This window comes from Streptomyces polyrhachis, from assembly GCF_042663125.1.
In the GTDB taxonomy this organism is placed as follows: domain Bacteria; phylum Actinomycetota; class Actinomycetes; order Streptomycetales; family Streptomycetaceae; genus Streptomyces; species Streptomyces polyrhachii.
In genome coordinates this window covers 24,062-40,469 of record NZ_JBHSZO010000036.1, presented here as the reverse complement: position 1 = coordinate 40,469, position 16,408 = coordinate 24,062, and the positions used below count along the sequence as shown (strand labels likewise).

Below are 16,408 nucleotides of genomic sequence, written 5' to 3'. Positions count from 1 at the left end.
GGGCGTGAACCGGGGCCGACGTACCAGTGTGCCATCACTGGCCGCGTGGGCAAAAACGAGCGCGGGGGCGGGGATATTCCCCGGCGGGCGGTGGCCGGCTAGCGGGCGGGCGTCGGGGGATCCGTGGCCGAGGCGGGGAGGGGGGCGTCCGTTTTCAGGGCTTTCCAGACCTGCGCCGACTCCGCCGGGAGGGGGACGACGCGGTTGGGGTCCGCGGGGTCCGCGGTGACCGGGAGGGTCACCATGGCCAGGTTGCCGGCGGAGAGGGACTTCAGGCTGGTCGCCAGGCCCATCAGCTCCGGGATCGAGGCCAGGCCCTTGTCCGTGGTGAGGGCGGAGGTGGCCGTGTCCGCGAGGCCGTAGAGCTTCGTGGGGCTGGAGAGGAGGCCGAGGTCGCGGACCTGGTCCAGGAGCGCCTTGACGAAGGTCTGCTGGAGTCCTATGCGGCCCAGGTCGCTGCCGTCGCCGATGCCGTGGCGGGTGCGGACCAGGCCGAGCGCCTGCTCGCCGTCCAGGGTGTGGGTGCCCGCGGCGAGGTCGAGGTGGGAGTCGCGGTCGTGGATCGCCTCGGTGGTGGTGACCTCCACGCCGCCCAGTCCGTCGACGAGCTTCTTGAAGCCGGTGAAGTCGACCTCCACGAAGTGGTCCATCCGCAGCCCCGTCATCGCCTCGACGGTCTTGACCGCGCAGGCGGGGCCGCCGACGGCGTACGCGGAGTTGAACATCACCCGGGTCGCCGCGGGCACCGCCGTGCCGTCCTCGCCCGCGCAGGAGGGGCGGCTGACGAGGGTGTCGCGGGGTATGGAGACCACGGACGCCTTCGTGCGGTCCTGGTAGAGGTGGACCACCATCGCGGTGTCCGAGCGCGCTCCCCCTTCCCGGCCGTACTTCGCGTTCGCGCCGGAGCGCGAGTCGGAGCCCAGCACCAGGATGTCCAGCGAGCCGTTGTCGGCGTCAGCGGGACGGTCGGTGCCGAGCTTGGCGTCGAGGTCGACGCTGGAGAGGTTGCCGCTGAGCTTGATGTACGCGAAGGCGGCCAGCCCTCCCCCGGCGAGCAGCGCCACCGCCAGCACGCAGGCGCACACCAGCAGCGCGGTGCGCGCGCGGCTGCGCTTGCGGCGGCCCGGGGCACCCCTGCCGGCCGGGCCGCGGCCGGGTGCGCCGGGCCCGGTGGGGTCCGGGCGGGAGGTGTGCGTCATATGCTCGCAATCTGGTGAAGTTACCCGAAAGGGTTACATGCACCAGTTTGAATCGGCAAAGAGCCCCCCGGTCCGAAGACCGGGGGGCTCGCTGTCATACACCCTCTGAGCTGGGGTTTAGCCGAGCTGTCCGTAATCCTGGTAGCCCGTGCCGATCTTGATCGCCGGGGCGAAGATCTCGGACGTCGCCTTGCCCGTACCGGCGTAGAGGTACAGGTTGCCCGTGCCGCCGCGCGTCACGAAGTCGGCGATGCCGTCGCCCGTCACGTCACCCGGCGCCGCGAAGCCGGTGTACGTCGGCCAGCTGCGCACCTTGACCGGCGCCGCGAAGGGCGCCGCCGCCTTGCCCGTACCCCTCAGCAGCACCATGGCGCCGTCGCTCGACCGGCGGGCGAGGACGTCCGCCTTGCCGTCGACGGTGAGGTCGCCGTGGCCCCGGAAGGAGTTGTAGCCCTGGTAGCCGCTGCCCGCGGTGACGCGGGCGGCGAAGGTGCCGTTGCCCTTGCCCGGGTAGACGTAGAGCGTGCCGTCGGAGGCCACCGAGAGCAGGTCCGGGTAGCGGTCGCCGGTGATGTCGCCGGGCGCCGCGACGAACTTACGCGTCGCCCAGCCGGTGGCCACCCGGGTGTCGATCCAGGTCGGGCTGGAGGCCGTGCGGTGGCGCCAGTAGACCGCGCCGTCCGAGCTGCGGCGCAGGATGAAGTCCTGGTAGCCGTCGCGATTCAGGTCGGTCTGCAGGGTGATGTTGTACGCGCTCCAGGAGCCGGCGAGCTTGGTGCGCGCGGCGAAGCCGGTGCCGGTGGAGAGCTTCTGGTAGCCCGTGCCGTCCTTGTACCGCAGGTAGAGGTCGGCGCGCCCGTTGCGGTTGAGGTCGGTGTCGTCCACCCGCGGCCGGATGGAGCGCTCGTGGGTGGCGACCTTGGTGAAGGCGTCCACCGTGCCCTCGACGTTGCAGTACTGCGAGCCGGTGCTCACGCCCCAGGAGGTGATGCCGATGACGTGGCCGGACTTCACCAGCGGACCGCCGGAGTCACCCGGGCAGGTCGCCTCCCCGGTGGCGTCGTCGCCCGTACCGGGCAGTCCGGCGCAGAGCATGTCGCCGGGCTTGTACATCCCCGCGCCCAGCACCGGGTCGAAGACCGACGCGCACTCCGCGTCGGTGTGCAGCGGCATGCTGACCTTCTGCAGGGTGGAGGCCAGCCGCGCGGTGCCGTCCTTCTCGGAGGTGGTCAGGCCCCAGCCGTACGTGACGGCGGGGGTGTCCGTGGCGTAGAGCCGGCTGTCCTCGGTGTTGGCCATGGCCAGCGTGCTGGCGCCGGGCACCGGCTTGGCGAGGGTCAGCACGGCGGCGTCGTGCTGGATGTTGTCGTCGTCGTATCCGCCGCGCACATAGGAGCGGACGACGTCGATGAAGTGGCCCGCGGAGTTGTCCGGGCCGCCGGCGAGCTTGTCCGTGCCGGCCAGGACGGCGCCGTAGGCCGCCCAGTCCTGGCGTACGCCGTTGTCGTACATGCAGTGGGCGGCGGTGAGCACCTTGTTGGGCGCCACCAGGGTGCCGCCGCAGGTGAAGCTGTAGGTCTCGCCGGCGTGGTCGAAGTCGAAGAAGAGCTGGACCATGAACGGCGCTTCGGAGATGGAGGTGTCCGAACCGCCGACCAGGTAGGTCGAGGCGGTCGGCTCCTCCGTGTCCACCATCGTGGTCCCGGCCGGCAGTACCAGCTTCGGCCGCCCCTGGTCCTCGTTGGCGAAGGACGTGGCGGCTATGGTGCCGCCGCCGAGCAGGGCCAGCACCGTCGCGGCGACGGCTATGCGGCGGCCGGGGCGCCGCCGGTGGCGCGCGCCGCGTATCGGGAATCGCACCCGGGTCTCCTTGGGTCGAGGACGTGAGTGCTTCGGACAGGAGAGCGGCGTGCGGTGAAGTCCGTGGCGCCCCTCGGGGGTCGGCCTTCTCGGATCCGGCACAGGCCCCCCGCCTTCGGCAGGATCGAAAGCCTATACGCACGCGATCCCCCGCCGTAGGGGTGGCGGGGGATCGCGTGGTGAGCGGTGCGGTGCGGTGCTCAGTCGCCGCTGGGCGTCGGGGTCGTCTTCTGGATCTGCATCAGGAACTCGGCGTTGGACTTGGACTGCTTGAGCTTGTCCAGCAGCAGCTCCACCGCCTGCTGCGAGTCGAGCGCGTGCAGCACCCGGCGCAGCTTCCAGACGATCGCCAGCTCCTCGGGGTTCATGAGGATCTCCTCCTTGCGGGTGCTGGACGCGTCCACGTCCACCGCCGGGAAGATCCGCTTGTCCGAGAGCTTGCGGTCCAGGCGCAGCTCCATGTTGCCGGTGCCCTTGAACTCCTCGAAGATCACCTCGTCCATCCGCGAGCCGGTCTCGACCAGCGCGGTGGCCAGGATGGTCAGCGAGCCGCCGTCCTCGATGTTGCGCGCGGCGCCGAAGAACTTCTTCGGCGGGTAGAGCGCGGTGGAGTCCACACCACCGGAGAGGATGCGGCCCGAGGCGGGGGCGGCCAGGTTGTAGGCACGGCCCAGGCGGGTGATGGAGTCGAGCAGCACGACGACGTCGTGGCCCAGCTCCACCAGGCGCTTGGCACGCTCGATGGACAGCTCCGCGACCGTGGTGTGGTCCTCGGCCGGGCGGTCGAAGGTCGAGGAGATGACCTCGCCCTTGACCGAGCGCTGCATGTCGGTGACCTCTTCGGGCCGCTCGTCGACCAGGACGACCATCAGGTGGCACTCGGGGTTGTTGTGCGTGATCGCGTTGGCGATCGACTGCAGGATCATCGTCTTGCCGGTCTTGGGCGGCGCGACGATGAGCCCGCGCTGGCCCTTGCCGATGGGCGCGACCAGGTCGATGATCCGCGGGGTGAGCTGGCTGGACTCGTTCTCCAGGCGCATGCGCTCCTGCGGGTACAGCGGCGTCAGCTTGCCGAACTCCGGTCGGCCGCGGCCCTGTTCGGGCGACTGGCCGTTGACGGAGTCCAGGCGCACCAGCGCGTTGAACTTCTCGCGCCGCTCGCCGTCCTTGGGCTGGCGCACCGCGCCGGTGACGTGGTCGCCCTTGCGCAGGCCGTTCTTGCGGACCTGGGCGAGGGAGACGTAGACGTCGTTGGGGCCGGGCAGGTAGCCCGAGGTGCGCACGAAGGCGTAGTTGTCGAGGATGTCCAGGATGCCCGCGACGGGGATCAGCACGTCGTCGTCGGAGACGGGCACCTCGGTGCCGCCGAACTCCTCGCGGCCGCCGCGCCGTCCCCGGCGGTCGCGGTAGCGGCCCCGGCGGCCTCGCCGGCCGTCCTCGTCGAACTCGTCGTCACGGCGGTTGTCGTCGCGGCGGTTGTCGCGGTTGCCGCCGCCCTGGTTGCCACTGCCCTGGTTGCCGCGGTCCCGGTCGCGGTCGCGTCCGCCGCCGCCCTGGGTCTGCTGGCCGCCCTCGTCCTTGGCGCCGCGCTGGTTCTGGCCGCCGCCGCCCTGGTTGCCACCGCCCTGGTTGCCGCGCTCGCGGTCGCGCCGGTCGCGGCGCTGACGCTCGCGGCCCCGGCCCTCGGTGCGGCCCTCGGCGGTGTCGGCGGCGCTCTCGGCGGCCTGCCGGCCCTCGTCGGACTTCTGCGCCTCGCCGCCGGCCTCGGCCTTCGGCTGGCCCGGAATGCCGAGCTGCTGGGAGCCCTCGGCGGCCTGCTCGCCCTTCGAGGCGCTCTCGGCGCCGCTCTCGTCCGTACGGACACGGGTGGCGGCGCGGCGCTTGGGCTTGCTCTCACCGGAGTCGGCGGCGGGCGCGGCGCTCGGAGACGAGCCTCCGGCGGCCTGGCGCTCCTTGATGACGTCGATCAGCTGGCTCTTGCGCATCCGTGCGGTGCCCTTGATCCCGAGGCCGGAGGCGACCTGCTGGAGCTCGGCGAGGACCATGCCCTCAAGCCCCGTGCCGCGCCGGCGCCTGGCAGGCGCGGGGGCGTCTCCGGCGGAGGCGGAGTCGGGGCTGGCTGCGCCCTCGGCAGTCACGCCCATCAGATCGGTGGTGTCGCTCACGAAGGGTCCTTCCCTGGAGCGGGCGTCGGCCTGTCTGGCTCGGCGACCGGTTGTGCTTCTCCGGCGGCGATCAGCGCTGTCACTGGATCGGCCGGGGCGGTGTTCCGCCGGATGGCGGCGAGGTCTGTGCGGGGTTCGGCGTGCGGGGCGGCCGGTCTGGCGAAGGCCGTCCGCGCCGATCGGGAGCATCACTGCACAGCGCAGGCTGCACAGGCAGTGAGACCAGTAAGGGAAGCTCCCGGAAGAGGGGCGGTCCCCTCTGGGGCTCACCCCCGTGGGACCACGGCACGCGACACAGCAGGTCAGCGCTGTCGTGACGGAGCTTTACGCTGCCGCCGCAACCGGCTGGTCGTGCTGGTGCTGCCTTGAGGTTAACACTATCGGCTCCAACAAACATTCCCCCTTTCCCCGTGTCCGTCACCCCTGGCACCCCTGTGTATCGCCCGTTTATCGCCCGGTATCGCTGCTGTGTCCGCTGTTGTGTCCGCTGTTGTGGCCGCTGTTGTGGCCGCTGTTGTGTCCGCTGACGCGGCGCCCGCATCGGGGCGGTCAGCCCCCCAGCGGCAGGATGCCCGCGCCGCCGGTGTCGAGGGCCAGCCGGTTGGCCGCCCAGCCCTCCCCCGCCGACGCGGCGGCCTTCTCCGCCTTCTCCGCGCCGTCCTCCCGGACGAGGGCCAGCACGGTGGGTCCCGCACCGGAGACGACGGCCGCGACTCCGTCCGCGCGCAGCCTGTTGACCAGCGCGATGCTCTCAGGCATCGCCGGGGAGCGGTAGTCCTGGTGCAGCCGGTCCTCGGTGGCCGCCAGCAGCAGGTCGGGGCGCCGGGTCAGCGCCTCGACCAGCAGCGCGGCGCGGCCCGCGTTGGCCGCGGCGTCGCCGTGCGGCACGGTCCGCGGGAGCAGTCCGCGCGCCTCCTCGGTGAGCACCGGGCGGCCGGGGACGAAGACCACCGGAACGAGGGATTCGTCCGGGTCGAGCCGCAGGGCGCGGGCCCGTCCGGCGTCGGTCCAGGCGATGGTGAAACCGCCGAGCAGGCAGGCCGCCACGTTGTCCGGGTGGCCCTCCAACTCGGCTGCCAGGTCCAGCACACCCTCGTCGTCGAGCTTCTCCGTGCCGCCCGTGGTCACCGCGCGGGCGGCCAGGATTCCGGCGCAGATGGCGGCGGAGGAGGAGCCCAGGCCGCGGCCGTGCGGGATGCGGTTGGCGCAGACCAGTTCGAGGCCGCGGGGGCGGCCGCCGAGCAGGTCGAAGGTCGCGTGCATGGCCCGTACCAGCAGGTGCGACTCGTCGCGGGGCAGCGTCTGCGCGCCCTCGCCGGCGATGTCGACGGCCAGTCCGGACTCGGCGACGCGGACGACCACGTCGTCGTAGAGGCCCAGGGCCAGGCCGAGGGCGTCGAAGCCGGGGCCGAGGTTGGCGCTGGTCGCGGGGACGCGGACGCGGACGGGGGCGACGCGGAAGGCGGGACCGGCCATCGGTGGGGTGACTCTCCTCGTCGTACGGCGGAACAGCAGGCGGTGCGGCGACCGGGATGCGGTGCGGTGGGAGTACGGCGGGGGCGCGGCCCCCGTGCGGCCACCCGGCAGCGCCGTCGGGGCGCGGTTCACGGGTGGTCCAACACCAGTTTATCGAAGGAGGGTTCTGCGGCGACACAGGGCGCACGGGAGGCGCACGGTGGGTGGCGGTTGCCCGATCGTGCGCCCGGTGCCGTCGTTGGTTCGAACGTCCTTACGCGAGGCCGAGCTTCTCGGCCGCGGCGTCGGCGTCGATGGCGACCGTGACCGGCTGCGGGGCGCCGGCGACCGCCCAGTCGGGGTCCTTCAGGCCGTTGCCCGTGACCGTGCAGACGATCCGCTGCCCGGCCGCCACCCTGCCCTGCTCGGCCGCCTGCAGCAGGCCCGCCACCGAGGCCGCGGAGGCCGGCTCGACGAAGACGCCCTCGCGGGCGGCGAGCAGCTTGTAGGCGCGCAGGATCTGGCGGTCCGTCACCGACTCGATGTGGCCGCCGGACTCGTCGCGGGCGGCCTCGGCGAGCTTCCAGGACGCCGGGTTGCCGATGCGGATCGCGGTGGCCAGCGTGGAGGGGTGGGGCACCGGCTCGCCGCGCACGATCGGGGCGGCGCCGGCCGCCTGGTAGCCCCACATCCTCGGGGTGTGCGTGGCGAGTCCGTCGGCGGCGTACTCCCCGTAGCCCTTCCAGTACGCCGTGATGTTGCCGGCGTTGCCGACCGGCAGGACGTGGATGTCGGGGGCGTCGCCGAGGGCGTCGACGATCTCGAAGGCGGCGGTCTTCTGGCCCTCGATACGGACCGGGTTGACGGAGTTGACCAGAGCCACCGGGTAGGTGGCGGAGAGGTCGCGGGCCAGGGTGAGGCAGTCGTCGAAGTTGCCGTCGACCTCCAGGATGCGCGCGCCGTGCACCAGCGCCTGCCCCATCTTGCCCAGCGCGATCTTGCCCCGGGGGACGAGTACCGCGCTGACCATGCCCGCGCGTCCGGCGTAAGCGGCCGCCGAGGCCGAGGTGTTGCCGGTGGAGGCGCAGATGACGGCCTGGGCGCCGGCCTCCTTGGCGGCGGTGATGGCCATCGTCATCCCGCGGTCCTTGAAGGAGCCGGTGGGGTTCGCGCCCTCGACCTTGAGGTAGACGTCGCAGCCGGTGCGCTCGGAGAGCGTGAGGGCCTTCACCAGCGGGGTGCCGCCCTCGCCCAGCGTGACGACCTCGGTCGTGGCGCTCACCGGCAGCCGGTCGCGGTACTCCTCGATGATGCCCCGCCACTGGCGCACGGCGGACATCCGAGGCTCGTCGGTGATCGCGTTCATGACGTCAACTCCCCTTGTGGCTCAGGGGTCTTCCCCTGGTCTCCCGTAGTCGGGCCTGCTCCGGCGCGGTCGGGCACGGTCGGGCCCGCTCCGGTACGGCCCTCATTCACCTTCGACGCGCATGATGCTCGCGACATCACGCACGGTGTCCAGCTCGCGCAGCTCGGCCACGACGGCCTGCAGGGCGGAGTCGGGGGCGCGGTGGGTGACCACGACGAGGGACGCCTCCCCATCCTTGCCCTGCTGGCGCACGGTGTCGATCGACACGTCGTGCCGGGCGAAGACCGTGGCCACATGGGCCAGTACGCCGGGCTTGTCGGCCACGTCCAGGCTGATGTGGTAGCGCGTGACGACGTCGCCCATCGGCGCCACCCGCAGGCGCGCGTAGGCCGACTCGCCGGGCCCGTTGGACTCGCCGAGCCGGTGGCGGGCGACGGCGACGAGGTCGCCCAGGACCGCGCTGGCCGTGGGGGCGCCGCCGGCGCCGGCGCCGTAGAACATCAACTGCCCGGCGGCGGCGGCCTTGACGAAGACCGCGTTGTACGCGCCGCGCACCGAGGCCAGCGGGTGGCTGAGCGGGATCATCGCCGGGTGGACGCGGGCGGTGACCGAGGCGCCGTCGGCGGAGCGCTCGCAGATGGCGAGGAGTTTGACCGTGCAGCCCATGCGCTGGGCGGAGGCCAGGTCGGCGGCGGTGACCTCGGTGATGCCCTCGCGGTGGACGTCGTCGAGCCCCACGCGGGTGTGGAAGGCGAGGCCGGCGAGGATCGCGGCCTTCGCGGCGGCGTCGAAGCCCTCGACGTCGGCGGTGGGGTCGGCCTCGGCGTAGCCCAGCGCGGTGGCCTCGTCCAGGGCGTCCGCGTAGCCGGCGCCGGAGGTGTCCATCTTGTCGAGGATGAAGTTGGTGGTGCCGTTGACGATGCCCAGCACCCGCTCGACGCGGTCGCCGGCGAGGGACTCGCGCAGCGGGCGCACCAGCGGGATGGCGCCCGCGACGGCGGCCTCGTAGTAGAGGTCCGCGCCGTGCTGCGCGGCGGCGGCGTAGAGGCCGGGGCCGTCCTCGGCGAGGAGGGCCTTGTTGCCGGTGACGACCGAGGCGCCGTGCTCGAAGGCGGTGGTGATCAGGGTGCGGGCGGGCTCGATGCCGCCGATGAGCTCGATGACGATGTCGAGGTCGCCGCGTTTGACCAGGGCCGTCGCGTCCGTGGTGAGCAGCTCCTCGGGGATGCCCGGACGGGGGCGGCCGGCCCGGCGTACCGCCACGCCGACCAGCTCGACCGGGGCGCCGATGCGGGCGGCGAGGTCCTCGGCGTGCGTCGTCATCATGCGGGCGACCTCGGAGCCGACGGATCCGCAGCCCAGCAGCGCCACTTTGAGCTTGCGCCCGGTGTCCATGACGACCCTCGCTTCGTTTCTCGGCGACACGTCCCCCTCGGTGGTCCACCGGCGGGATGCTCTAGTTTCACGCAGGGACGGCCCGTATCGACCCCCCTGTCCGGATGATGAGACCACGGGCGGGGAGGGCGGGATCAGGCGCGTCCCTGCCCGTGGTGGCTAACCGACGTCCAGTCGCAGCAGGTCGTCCTCCGTCTCGCGGCGGACGATGACGCGGGCCTCGCCGTCCCTGACCGCGACGACCGGCGGGCGCAGGGCGTGGTTGTAGTTGCTGGCCATGGCGCGGCAGTACGCGCCGGTCGCCGGGACCGCGATCAGGTCGCCGGGGGCCAGGTCGGCGGGCAGGTACGCGTCGCGCACCACGATGTCGCCGGACTCGCAGTGCTTGCCGACCACGCGGGTGAGCATCGGCTCGGCGTTCGAGGTGCGCGAGACCAGGGCGACGGAGTAGTCCGCGTCGTAGAGCGCGGTGCGGATGTTGTCGGACATGCCGCCGTCCACCGAGACGTACGTGCGCAGCCCCGGCAGCTCCTTGACCGTGCCCACGGTGTAGAGCGTGAACGCGGTCGGGCCGACGATCGCGCGGCCCGGCTCGACGGAGAGCCGCGGCACGGTGAGGTCGGCGGCGGCGCACTCGCGGGTGACGATCTCGGCCAGCGACTTGGCGATCTCGTGCGGCTCGCAGGGGTCGTCCTCGGAGGTGTAGGCGATGCCCAGGCCGCCGCCGAGGTCGATCTCGGGCAGCTCCACGCCGTGCTCGTCGCGGATGTCGCGCAGCAGGCCCACCACGCGGCGGGCGGAGACCTCGAAGCCGGCCATGTCGAAGATCTGCGAGCCGATGTGGCTGTGGATTCCGGCCAGTTCGAGGCTGGGGAGGTTCAGGACGCGGCGCACGGCCTCGGCGGCCTGGCCGCCCTGGAGGGCGAGGCCGAACTTCTGGTCCTCGTGCGCGGTGGCGATGAACTCGTGGGTGTGCGCCTCGACGCCGACCGTCACCCGGATCTGCACCCGCTGGCGCACCCCGGCGCGCTGGGCGGCGTGTGCGACGCGGGCGATCTCCTGGAAGGAGTCCAGCACGATCCTGCCGACGCCGGCCTCGACGGCCCGTTCGATCTCCTCGGCCGTCTTGTTGTTGCCATGGAAGGCGATCCGCTCGGCGGGCATCCCGGCGTCCAGGGCGACGGCGAGTTCCGTACCGGAGCAGACGTCCAGGTTGAGGCCCTCCTCGCGCAGCCAGCGCACGACGGCGCGGGAGAGGAACGCCTTGCCCGCGTAGAAGACGTCCGCGCCGGAGAAGGCGTCGGACCAGGCGCGGCAGCGGGCGCGGAAGTCGTCCTCGTCGAGGATGTACGCGGGGGTGCCGAACTCCTCCGCGAGGTCCGTCACCGCCAGGCCGGCGACCGTCGCCGCGCCGTCGCCGCCACGCCCGACCGTACGGGCCCACACGCGCGGGTCGAGGGCGTTGAGGTCCTTCGGCGGGGGCGTGTAGTGGCCCTCGGGGAACACCTCGCCGTGTCGGGGGCCTGCGGGGTGGGCGGAGCGGCTCACGGTCTCGTTCTCCTCGTGGTGCGGGGCCGACGGGGGTCGGGCTGGGGGTTTGCGGGGGGCGGGCCTGCGGGGGCGGGTCTGCGGGGGCGGGTCTGCGGGTCAGAGGTGTTCGGGGGTGGTGACGCCGAGCAGGTGCAGGGCGTTGGCCAGGGTGATGCGGGCCGCTTCCGCCGTACGCAGGCGCTCGCTGTGGTGCGGGCCTACGTCCTCGTCGCCGATCGGGAGGCAGGGCGTACGGGTGAGGTACGCCAGCAGGTCGTCGGCCAGGGACTCCGCGTAGCGCGCTACCCGGTCGGGGGCGCGGTGGCGGGCGGCGGACTCCACTACGGCGGGGAGCTGCGCCAGGCGGTCGGTGGGATCGCCGGGGGGAGGTGGGTGGGCCTCCGGGGACGAACGGTACGGGACTGCGGGCGGTGGCTCCACCGGGATATCCGGGGGTGGCTCCACGGGGATGTCCAGTACGCGGGCGGCGCGGCGCAGGGCGGTGGCGCGGGCGTGGGCGTAGCGGACTAGGAAGAGGGGGTTGTCCTCGCGCTGGACCAGGAGTCCGGGGGTCAGGCGCGGGTGGTCCTGGGCTGCTGGGCGCAGGGATGCCCAGGTCAGGGCGTCCTCGGTGTAGGCGGCCGGGTCGTGGGCGGGGAGGGGGGCCAGGTGGGGGGTGAACTGCTCGCCCGCCGGGTCGGGGTGGGCGCCGGTCGCGCGCAGGATGCGGTCCAGGGCTGCGGTCCAGCGGGCGGCCCGGGGGGTGGTGGGGGGTGGGAGGTGGTAGCGCAGGGGGGTGAGGGCTTCGCTTCGGCCGTAGTCGGCGGGGTTCGCCAGGGCTTCCTGTACGGGGTCGGGGCGGGCCTGGGGGGTGAGGGTGAGGTTGAGGAAGCCGGGGCCGGTCACTGTCACCTCGGCCAGGGCCGGGTCGCGTGCCAGGCGGCGGGCTAGGAGGGTGGCGATCTGCAGCGCGGCGAGGGCGGCGGGGGTGGCGAGGCGTAGGGGGGTGGGGGTGGACCAGTCGCCCTGGCTGCCTTTGCGGGGGCGGATCAGGGGGATGCTGTCGGGGGTGAGGTTGTGGAGGACTGCTTCGTTCAGCTCGCCGGCGGATACGGCTTCCTGCACCGTGCGGAGGATGGTGCGGGTGAGCTGGGCGGGGGTCACGATGTCAGCGTATGTCTCGGGTGGGGGCTCTTCGCGTTGGGGGCGGGGCCTCTCCGCGACAACTCCGAAAAGCCATAGGGATTTACTTGCCATCGGTCGATTTGCTGCTCTGTCGGGGGCCTGCGTTGCGGTGCGTCTTTTCGGAGTCGTCGCTCCGGGCCCCTCACACGGGCGGGTGGGTTCCTGGTGCGCTCGGGGTCAGTGGTGGGTCAGCGTGGCTGGTTCCGCGTCGTCCGCCGGGGGGTGCTTCTTGCGGCGGGTGGGGGGTTGGGGGGCTGCTCGGCGGGCCAGGCCGTGGACCAGGGTGACCAGTGCTGTGGGTTCGAAGGGCTTGGCCAGGAAGGCGTCTATGCGTACCGCGCGGGCCAGTTCCACTTCCTGCGGTGTGCAGGCGCTGACCATGGCTATGGGGAGGGTGCGGGTGCGGGGGTCCGCTCTGAGCAGGGCGGCTGTGCGCAGGCCGTCCAGGCGTGGCATCACCAGGTCGAGGGTGACGACGTCGGGGCGGACGCTGTGGATGATCTCCAGGCACTCGGCACCGTCGGCAGCGGTCACCACCTCGAAGCCCTCCAGCTCGAGATTGACCCTGATCAGCTGCCGGATCACCTTGTTGTCGTCCACGACAAGGACCCGGCCCGACACGCCAGGCACATCGAAAGCGTAGGTGCGTAAGTTCTGTCACGTCTGGCTTTTGCGCACTTCCGGGCGGGTGGGGAGGGGGGTGGATCGACCTTTTGGTCATGGTTCGTCACGCTACGATCGCTTGGTGCGCGCGATCGGGTCGTCATGGGGGCGGGGGTTCGCGTTTCTGTTTCTGTGCTTCGCCGTTGTGCTTCTCGCGTTGTGCGCCGTCTGGCACGTGGGGCCCTCACATTCGGGGACTCCCGCCGCGCATGTGCACGCGGCCTCGGCCTTCTCGCATCCGGTGGGCGACTGTCCTGTGGTCGAGGGGCTTTTGGTCGAGCGGTCCTTCGGGGGGCCGCTGCTGCTGCTGCTCGTATTCGCTGTCGTCATGCGGGTGTTCGAGGGGCGTGTGGGTGGGGTGGGTCCCGTTGCGGGGGTGCCGATAGCGCGGCGTGATCTTCGTACCGCTGCCTGTGTCTGGCGGATCTGAGCGTTTCCGTTCGCCGGTGGTCTTCCGGTCGCCGGCGGGATGACTCCTGCCGTATGTCCGTCATCGAACGAGAGCGCTTTTCCATGTACGACATCGAATCCCTCGTCCGGCCCTCCGAGCCCCGTGACGTCCGTTCCGTCGCCTCGCTTGTCGGGCGTACGCCGCTGCTGCGGATCTCCGCGCCGCTGGCGCCCGCGGGGCGCGGTTTCTGGGCCAAGCTCGAAGGCTTCAACCCCGGCGGCATCAAGGACCGCGCCGCCCTGCACATGGTCGAACGGGCGCGTGCACGCGGTGCGTTGCGGCCCGGCGGGCGCATCGTGGAGTCCACCAGCGGCACCCTCGGCCTCGGGCTCGCGCTGGCCGGGCAGGTGTACGGGCACCCCGTCACCCTGGTCACCGATCCGGGGCTGGAGCCGGCGATGGGGCGGCTGCTGGCCGCGTACGGCGCGGTGGTCGAGACCGTCGACGTACCCCATGCGGTCGGCGGCTGGCAGCAGGCCCGCCGCGAGCGGGTGCGCCGGCTGCTCGACGCCGACCCCGGCGCCTGGTGCCCGGACCAGTACCACAACCCCGACAACGTCGCCGCCTACGCCCCCCTCGCCCGCGAACTCGCCGGTGAGCTGGGCCCGATCGACGCCCTGGTGTGCAGCGTCGGCACCGGCGGGCACTCGGCGGGCATCGCCCGCGTGCTGCGCGAGCTGTGTCCGGGGCTGCTCCTCGCGGGCGTCGACGCCGTCGGCTCCACCATCTTCGGGCAGCCCGCGCGTCCCCGGCTGATGCGCGGGCTGGGCTCCAGCATCCATCCGCGCAACGTCGCCCACGAACTCTTCGACGAAGTGCACTGGATCGCCCCGGCCGAGGCCGTCTGGGCCTGCCGCCGCCTCGCCGACTCGCACTACGCGACGGGCGGTTGGAGCGTCGGCGCGGTGGCGCTGGTCGCGGGCTGGCTGGCGGGGCGGCTGCCGGCGGACGCCGTCGTCGTCGCGGTCTTCCCCGACGGCCCGCAGCGCTATCTGGAGACGGTCTACGACGACGGCTACTGCGGGGTTCACGGTCTGCTCGGCGGGGCGCCGGTCGGGCCGCAGGAGATCGAGCGGCCGGACGAGCGCGAGGTGCGGAGGTGGACGCGCTGCACCACGGTGGCCGCTCCGGCGGGGGCGGTGCTGCCGTGAGGGCGGGCGGGGCGATCCGCGCGCTGGGGTCGTACGAGAAGAGCGTGCGGCTGCTGATGGTCAATCAGTTCTTCATCAACCTCGGCTTCTACATGCTGATGCCCTATCTCGCCCAGCATCTGTCGGGCACGCTCGGGCTGGCCGCCTGGCTGACCGGACTGGTGCTGGGCATGCGGAACTTCAGTCAGCAGGGGCTCTTCCTGCTGGGCGGTGCGCTGGCCGACCGCTTCGGGTACAAGCCGCTGATCGTCGCCGGCTGCCTGCTGCGTACGGGCGGGTTCGCGCTGCTCGCCTTCGCCACCTCGCTGCCGGCGCTGCTGGCCGCCACGGTGGCCGCGGGGCTGGCGGGGGCGCTCTTCAACCCCGCCGTACGGGCCTACCTGGCGGCGGACGCCGGGGAGGAGCGCCGGGTGGAGGCGTTCGCCCTGTTCCACGTCTACTACCAGGCCGGCATCCTGCTGGGTCCGCTGGTCGGGCTGGCGCTGACGGGCGTGGACTTCCGGCTGACCTGCGCGGTGGCCGCGGGGGTCTTCGCGGTGCTGTCGGCGGTGCAGGTGCGGGCGCTGCCCGCGCGGCGGGGCGAGGCGCGGGCGGGGCTGCTCGTCCAGTGGCGGACGGTGCTGTCCAACCGGCCGTTCCTGCTCTTCTCGCTGGCCATGTCCGGCTCGTACGTGCTGACCTTCCAGGTGTATCTGGCCCTGCCGCTTGAGGTACGGCGCCTGGCGGGCGACGGGCGGGCCGGGGAGGCGGCGGTGGCGGGGCTCTTCGCGGTCTCCGGGCTGGCGACGATCGTCTGCCAGACGCGGGTGACGGCGTGGTGCCGGGAACGGCTGGGCACTCGGGGGGCGTTGGGTGCCGGGCTGCTGCTGATGGGGGTGGCCTTCACGCCGCCGATGCTGCCGTGGCCGGTGGGCTGGCCGGGCTGGGTGAGTGCCGTCGCGGCCACCGCGCCGGCCGCGCTGCTGCTGGCGCTGGGGACGATGACGGCGTATCCGTTCGAGATGGACACCGTGGTGCGGCTGGCGGGCGGGCGGCTGGTGGCCACGTACTACGGGCTCTACCAGACCGTCTGCGGGGTGGGCATCACCCTCGGCACCCTGGCCACCGGTGCGGCGATGGACGCGGCCCGCTCGTTCGCCGGTTCCGGGTACGGGGCCCGGCTGCCGTGGGTGGCGCTGGCGGTGCTGGGCGTGGGGTGCGCGGTGGCGGTGCGGGGGCTGTATCCGAGGCTGGATCGGGAGGGGGAGCGGGCGCCGGTGTGTGCGGTGGGGGCGGACTGAGGCTGGTTGCTGAGGCCGGCTGTGTGCGGGGTGCCCCACCGGACAGCTCCGGTGGGGCACCCCGGGCGCGTCAGAGGCGGGCGATGATCGTGCGCAGCTGGGCGATCTCGGCGGACTGGCCCTTGACCACGGCCTCGGCGAGCGTGCGTACCCCGGGGGCCTCGCCCTTCGCCAGGACGTCCCTCGCCATGGTGAGCGCGCCCTCGTGGTGCTCGATCATCAGCTCGGCGAACGCCTTGTCGAAGGCCGGGCCCTTCGCCGCCTTCAGGTCCGTCAGCTGGGCCTCGGTCATCATGCCGCTCATCGTGTGGCCGCCGTTGCCGTCGTCGCCGCCGCCGTGGCCGACGTGAGCGCCCGGTACGGGCTGCTGCCACTCCCCCAGCCAGCGGGTCAGGGTCGCGATCTCCGGGTCCTGCGCCCGGCGGATCTGCTCGGCGAGGGTCTTCACCTCGGCGTCGGAGGAGCGGCCCGCGACCAGGTCCGCCATCTCCAGCGCCTGCCGGTGGTGGGGGATCATGCCCTGCGCGAAGGCGACGTCGGCGTCGTTGAAGGCGGTTCGGGCGGGGGCGGCGGAGCTCTTCGACGCGCCGTGGGAGGCGCCGTGCCCGGAGGTTTCGGAATCCCCGCCGCCGCAGCCGGCGAGGAGGAGGGCGGCGGCGACCGCGAGTGCGGGCAGGGCGGTGCGGGTGGTGTGCTTCATCTCTGGGT

Annotated in this window: 12 protein-coding genes; 2 read left to right on the top strand and 10 right to left on the bottom strand. The window is 72.7% G+C overall.

Going from position 1 to position 16,408, the window contains the following annotated elements:
• Nucleotides 1-98: 98 nt before the first annotated feature.
• From ACFQLX_RS20645 to ACFQLX_RS20605, 9 genes are all read right to left on the bottom strand, one after another.
• Complete coding sequence (locus ACFQLX_RS20645; protein WP_386417289.1) at nt 99-1,199, bottom strand: LCP family protein; 1,101 nt, start codon at nt 1,197-1,199, stop codon at nt 99-101.
• Between the two features lie 117 nt (nt 1,200-1,316).
• Nucleotides 1,317-3,059 (bottom strand): trypsin-like serine protease, encoded by a 1,743-nt coding sequence (locus ACFQLX_RS20640; protein WP_386417288.1) that lies wholly within the window; start codon nt 3,057-3,059, stop codon nt 1,317-1,319.
• Between the two features lie 200 nt (nt 3,060-3,259).
• Complete coding sequence (gene rho / locus ACFQLX_RS20635; RefSeq protein WP_386417286.1) at nt 3,260-5,224, bottom strand: transcription termination factor Rho; 1,965 nt, start codon at nt 5,222-5,224, stop codon at nt 3,260-3,262.
• A gap of 549 nt (nt 5,225-5,773) precedes the next feature.
• Nucleotides 5,774-6,700 carry a homoserine kinase gene (gene thrB / locus ACFQLX_RS20630; protein WP_386417285.1) on the bottom strand — a complete coding sequence of 309 codons (927 nt, stop codon included), beginning with the start codon at nt 6,698-6,700 and terminating at the stop codon, nt 5,774-5,776.
• 253 nt (nt 6,701-6,953) lie between these two features.
• Nucleotides 6,954-8,018, bottom strand: coding sequence for a threonine synthase (thrC, locus tag ACFQLX_RS20625; RefSeq protein WP_386417321.1), 1,065 nt, complete (start codon nt 8,016-8,018; stop codon nt 6,954-6,956).
• 129 nt (nt 8,019-8,147) lie between these two features.
• A complete protein-coding gene (locus tag ACFQLX_RS20620) occupies nt 8,148-9,440 on the bottom strand; it encodes a homoserine dehydrogenase (RefSeq protein ID WP_386417283.1) in 1,293 nt (430 codons plus the stop codon).
• A 159-nt stretch (nt 9,441-9,599) separates the two neighbouring features.
• Nucleotides 9,600-10,988 (bottom strand): diaminopimelate decarboxylase, encoded by a 1,389-nt coding sequence (gene lysA, locus ACFQLX_RS20615; protein WP_386417281.1) that lies wholly within the window; start codon nt 10,986-10,988, stop codon nt 9,600-9,602.
• Between the two features lie 99 nt (nt 10,989-11,087).
• The gene (locus tag ACFQLX_RS20610; protein ID WP_386417280.1) at nt 11,088-12,134 is read right to left on the bottom strand and encodes a DALR anticodon-binding domain-containing protein; all 1,047 of its coding nucleotides are present in this window, start codon (nt 12,132-12,134) and stop codon (nt 11,088-11,090) included.
• Nucleotides 12,135-12,332: 198 nt separating this feature from the next.
• Complete coding sequence (locus tag ACFQLX_RS20605; protein WP_386417279.1) at nt 12,333-12,785, bottom strand: response regulator; 453 nt, start codon at nt 12,783-12,785, stop codon at nt 12,333-12,335.
• A 546-nt stretch (nt 12,786-13,331) separates the two neighbouring features.
• Here ACFQLX_RS20605 and ACFQLX_RS20600 point away from each other — a divergent pair.
• On the top strand, nt 13,332-14,420 hold the full coding sequence (locus tag ACFQLX_RS20600) for a PLP-dependent cysteine synthase family protein (protein WP_386417277.1): 1,089 nt from the start codon (nt 13,332-13,334) through the stop codon (nt 14,418-14,420).
• A gap of 56 nt (nt 14,421-14,476) precedes the next feature.
• Complete coding sequence (locus ACFQLX_RS20595; protein ID WP_386417320.1) at nt 14,477-15,700, top strand: MFS transporter; 1,224 nt, start codon at nt 14,477-14,479, stop codon at nt 15,698-15,700.
• Nucleotides 15,701-15,770: 70 nt separating this feature from the next.
• Here the strand turns inward: ACFQLX_RS20595 and ACFQLX_RS20590 are convergent, their stop codons facing one another.
• Nucleotides 15,771-16,400, bottom strand: coding sequence for a DUF305 domain-containing protein (locus ACFQLX_RS20590; RefSeq protein ID WP_386417275.1), 630 nt, complete (start codon nt 16,398-16,400; stop codon nt 15,771-15,773).
• Nucleotides 16,401-16,408 lie beyond the last annotated feature (8 nt).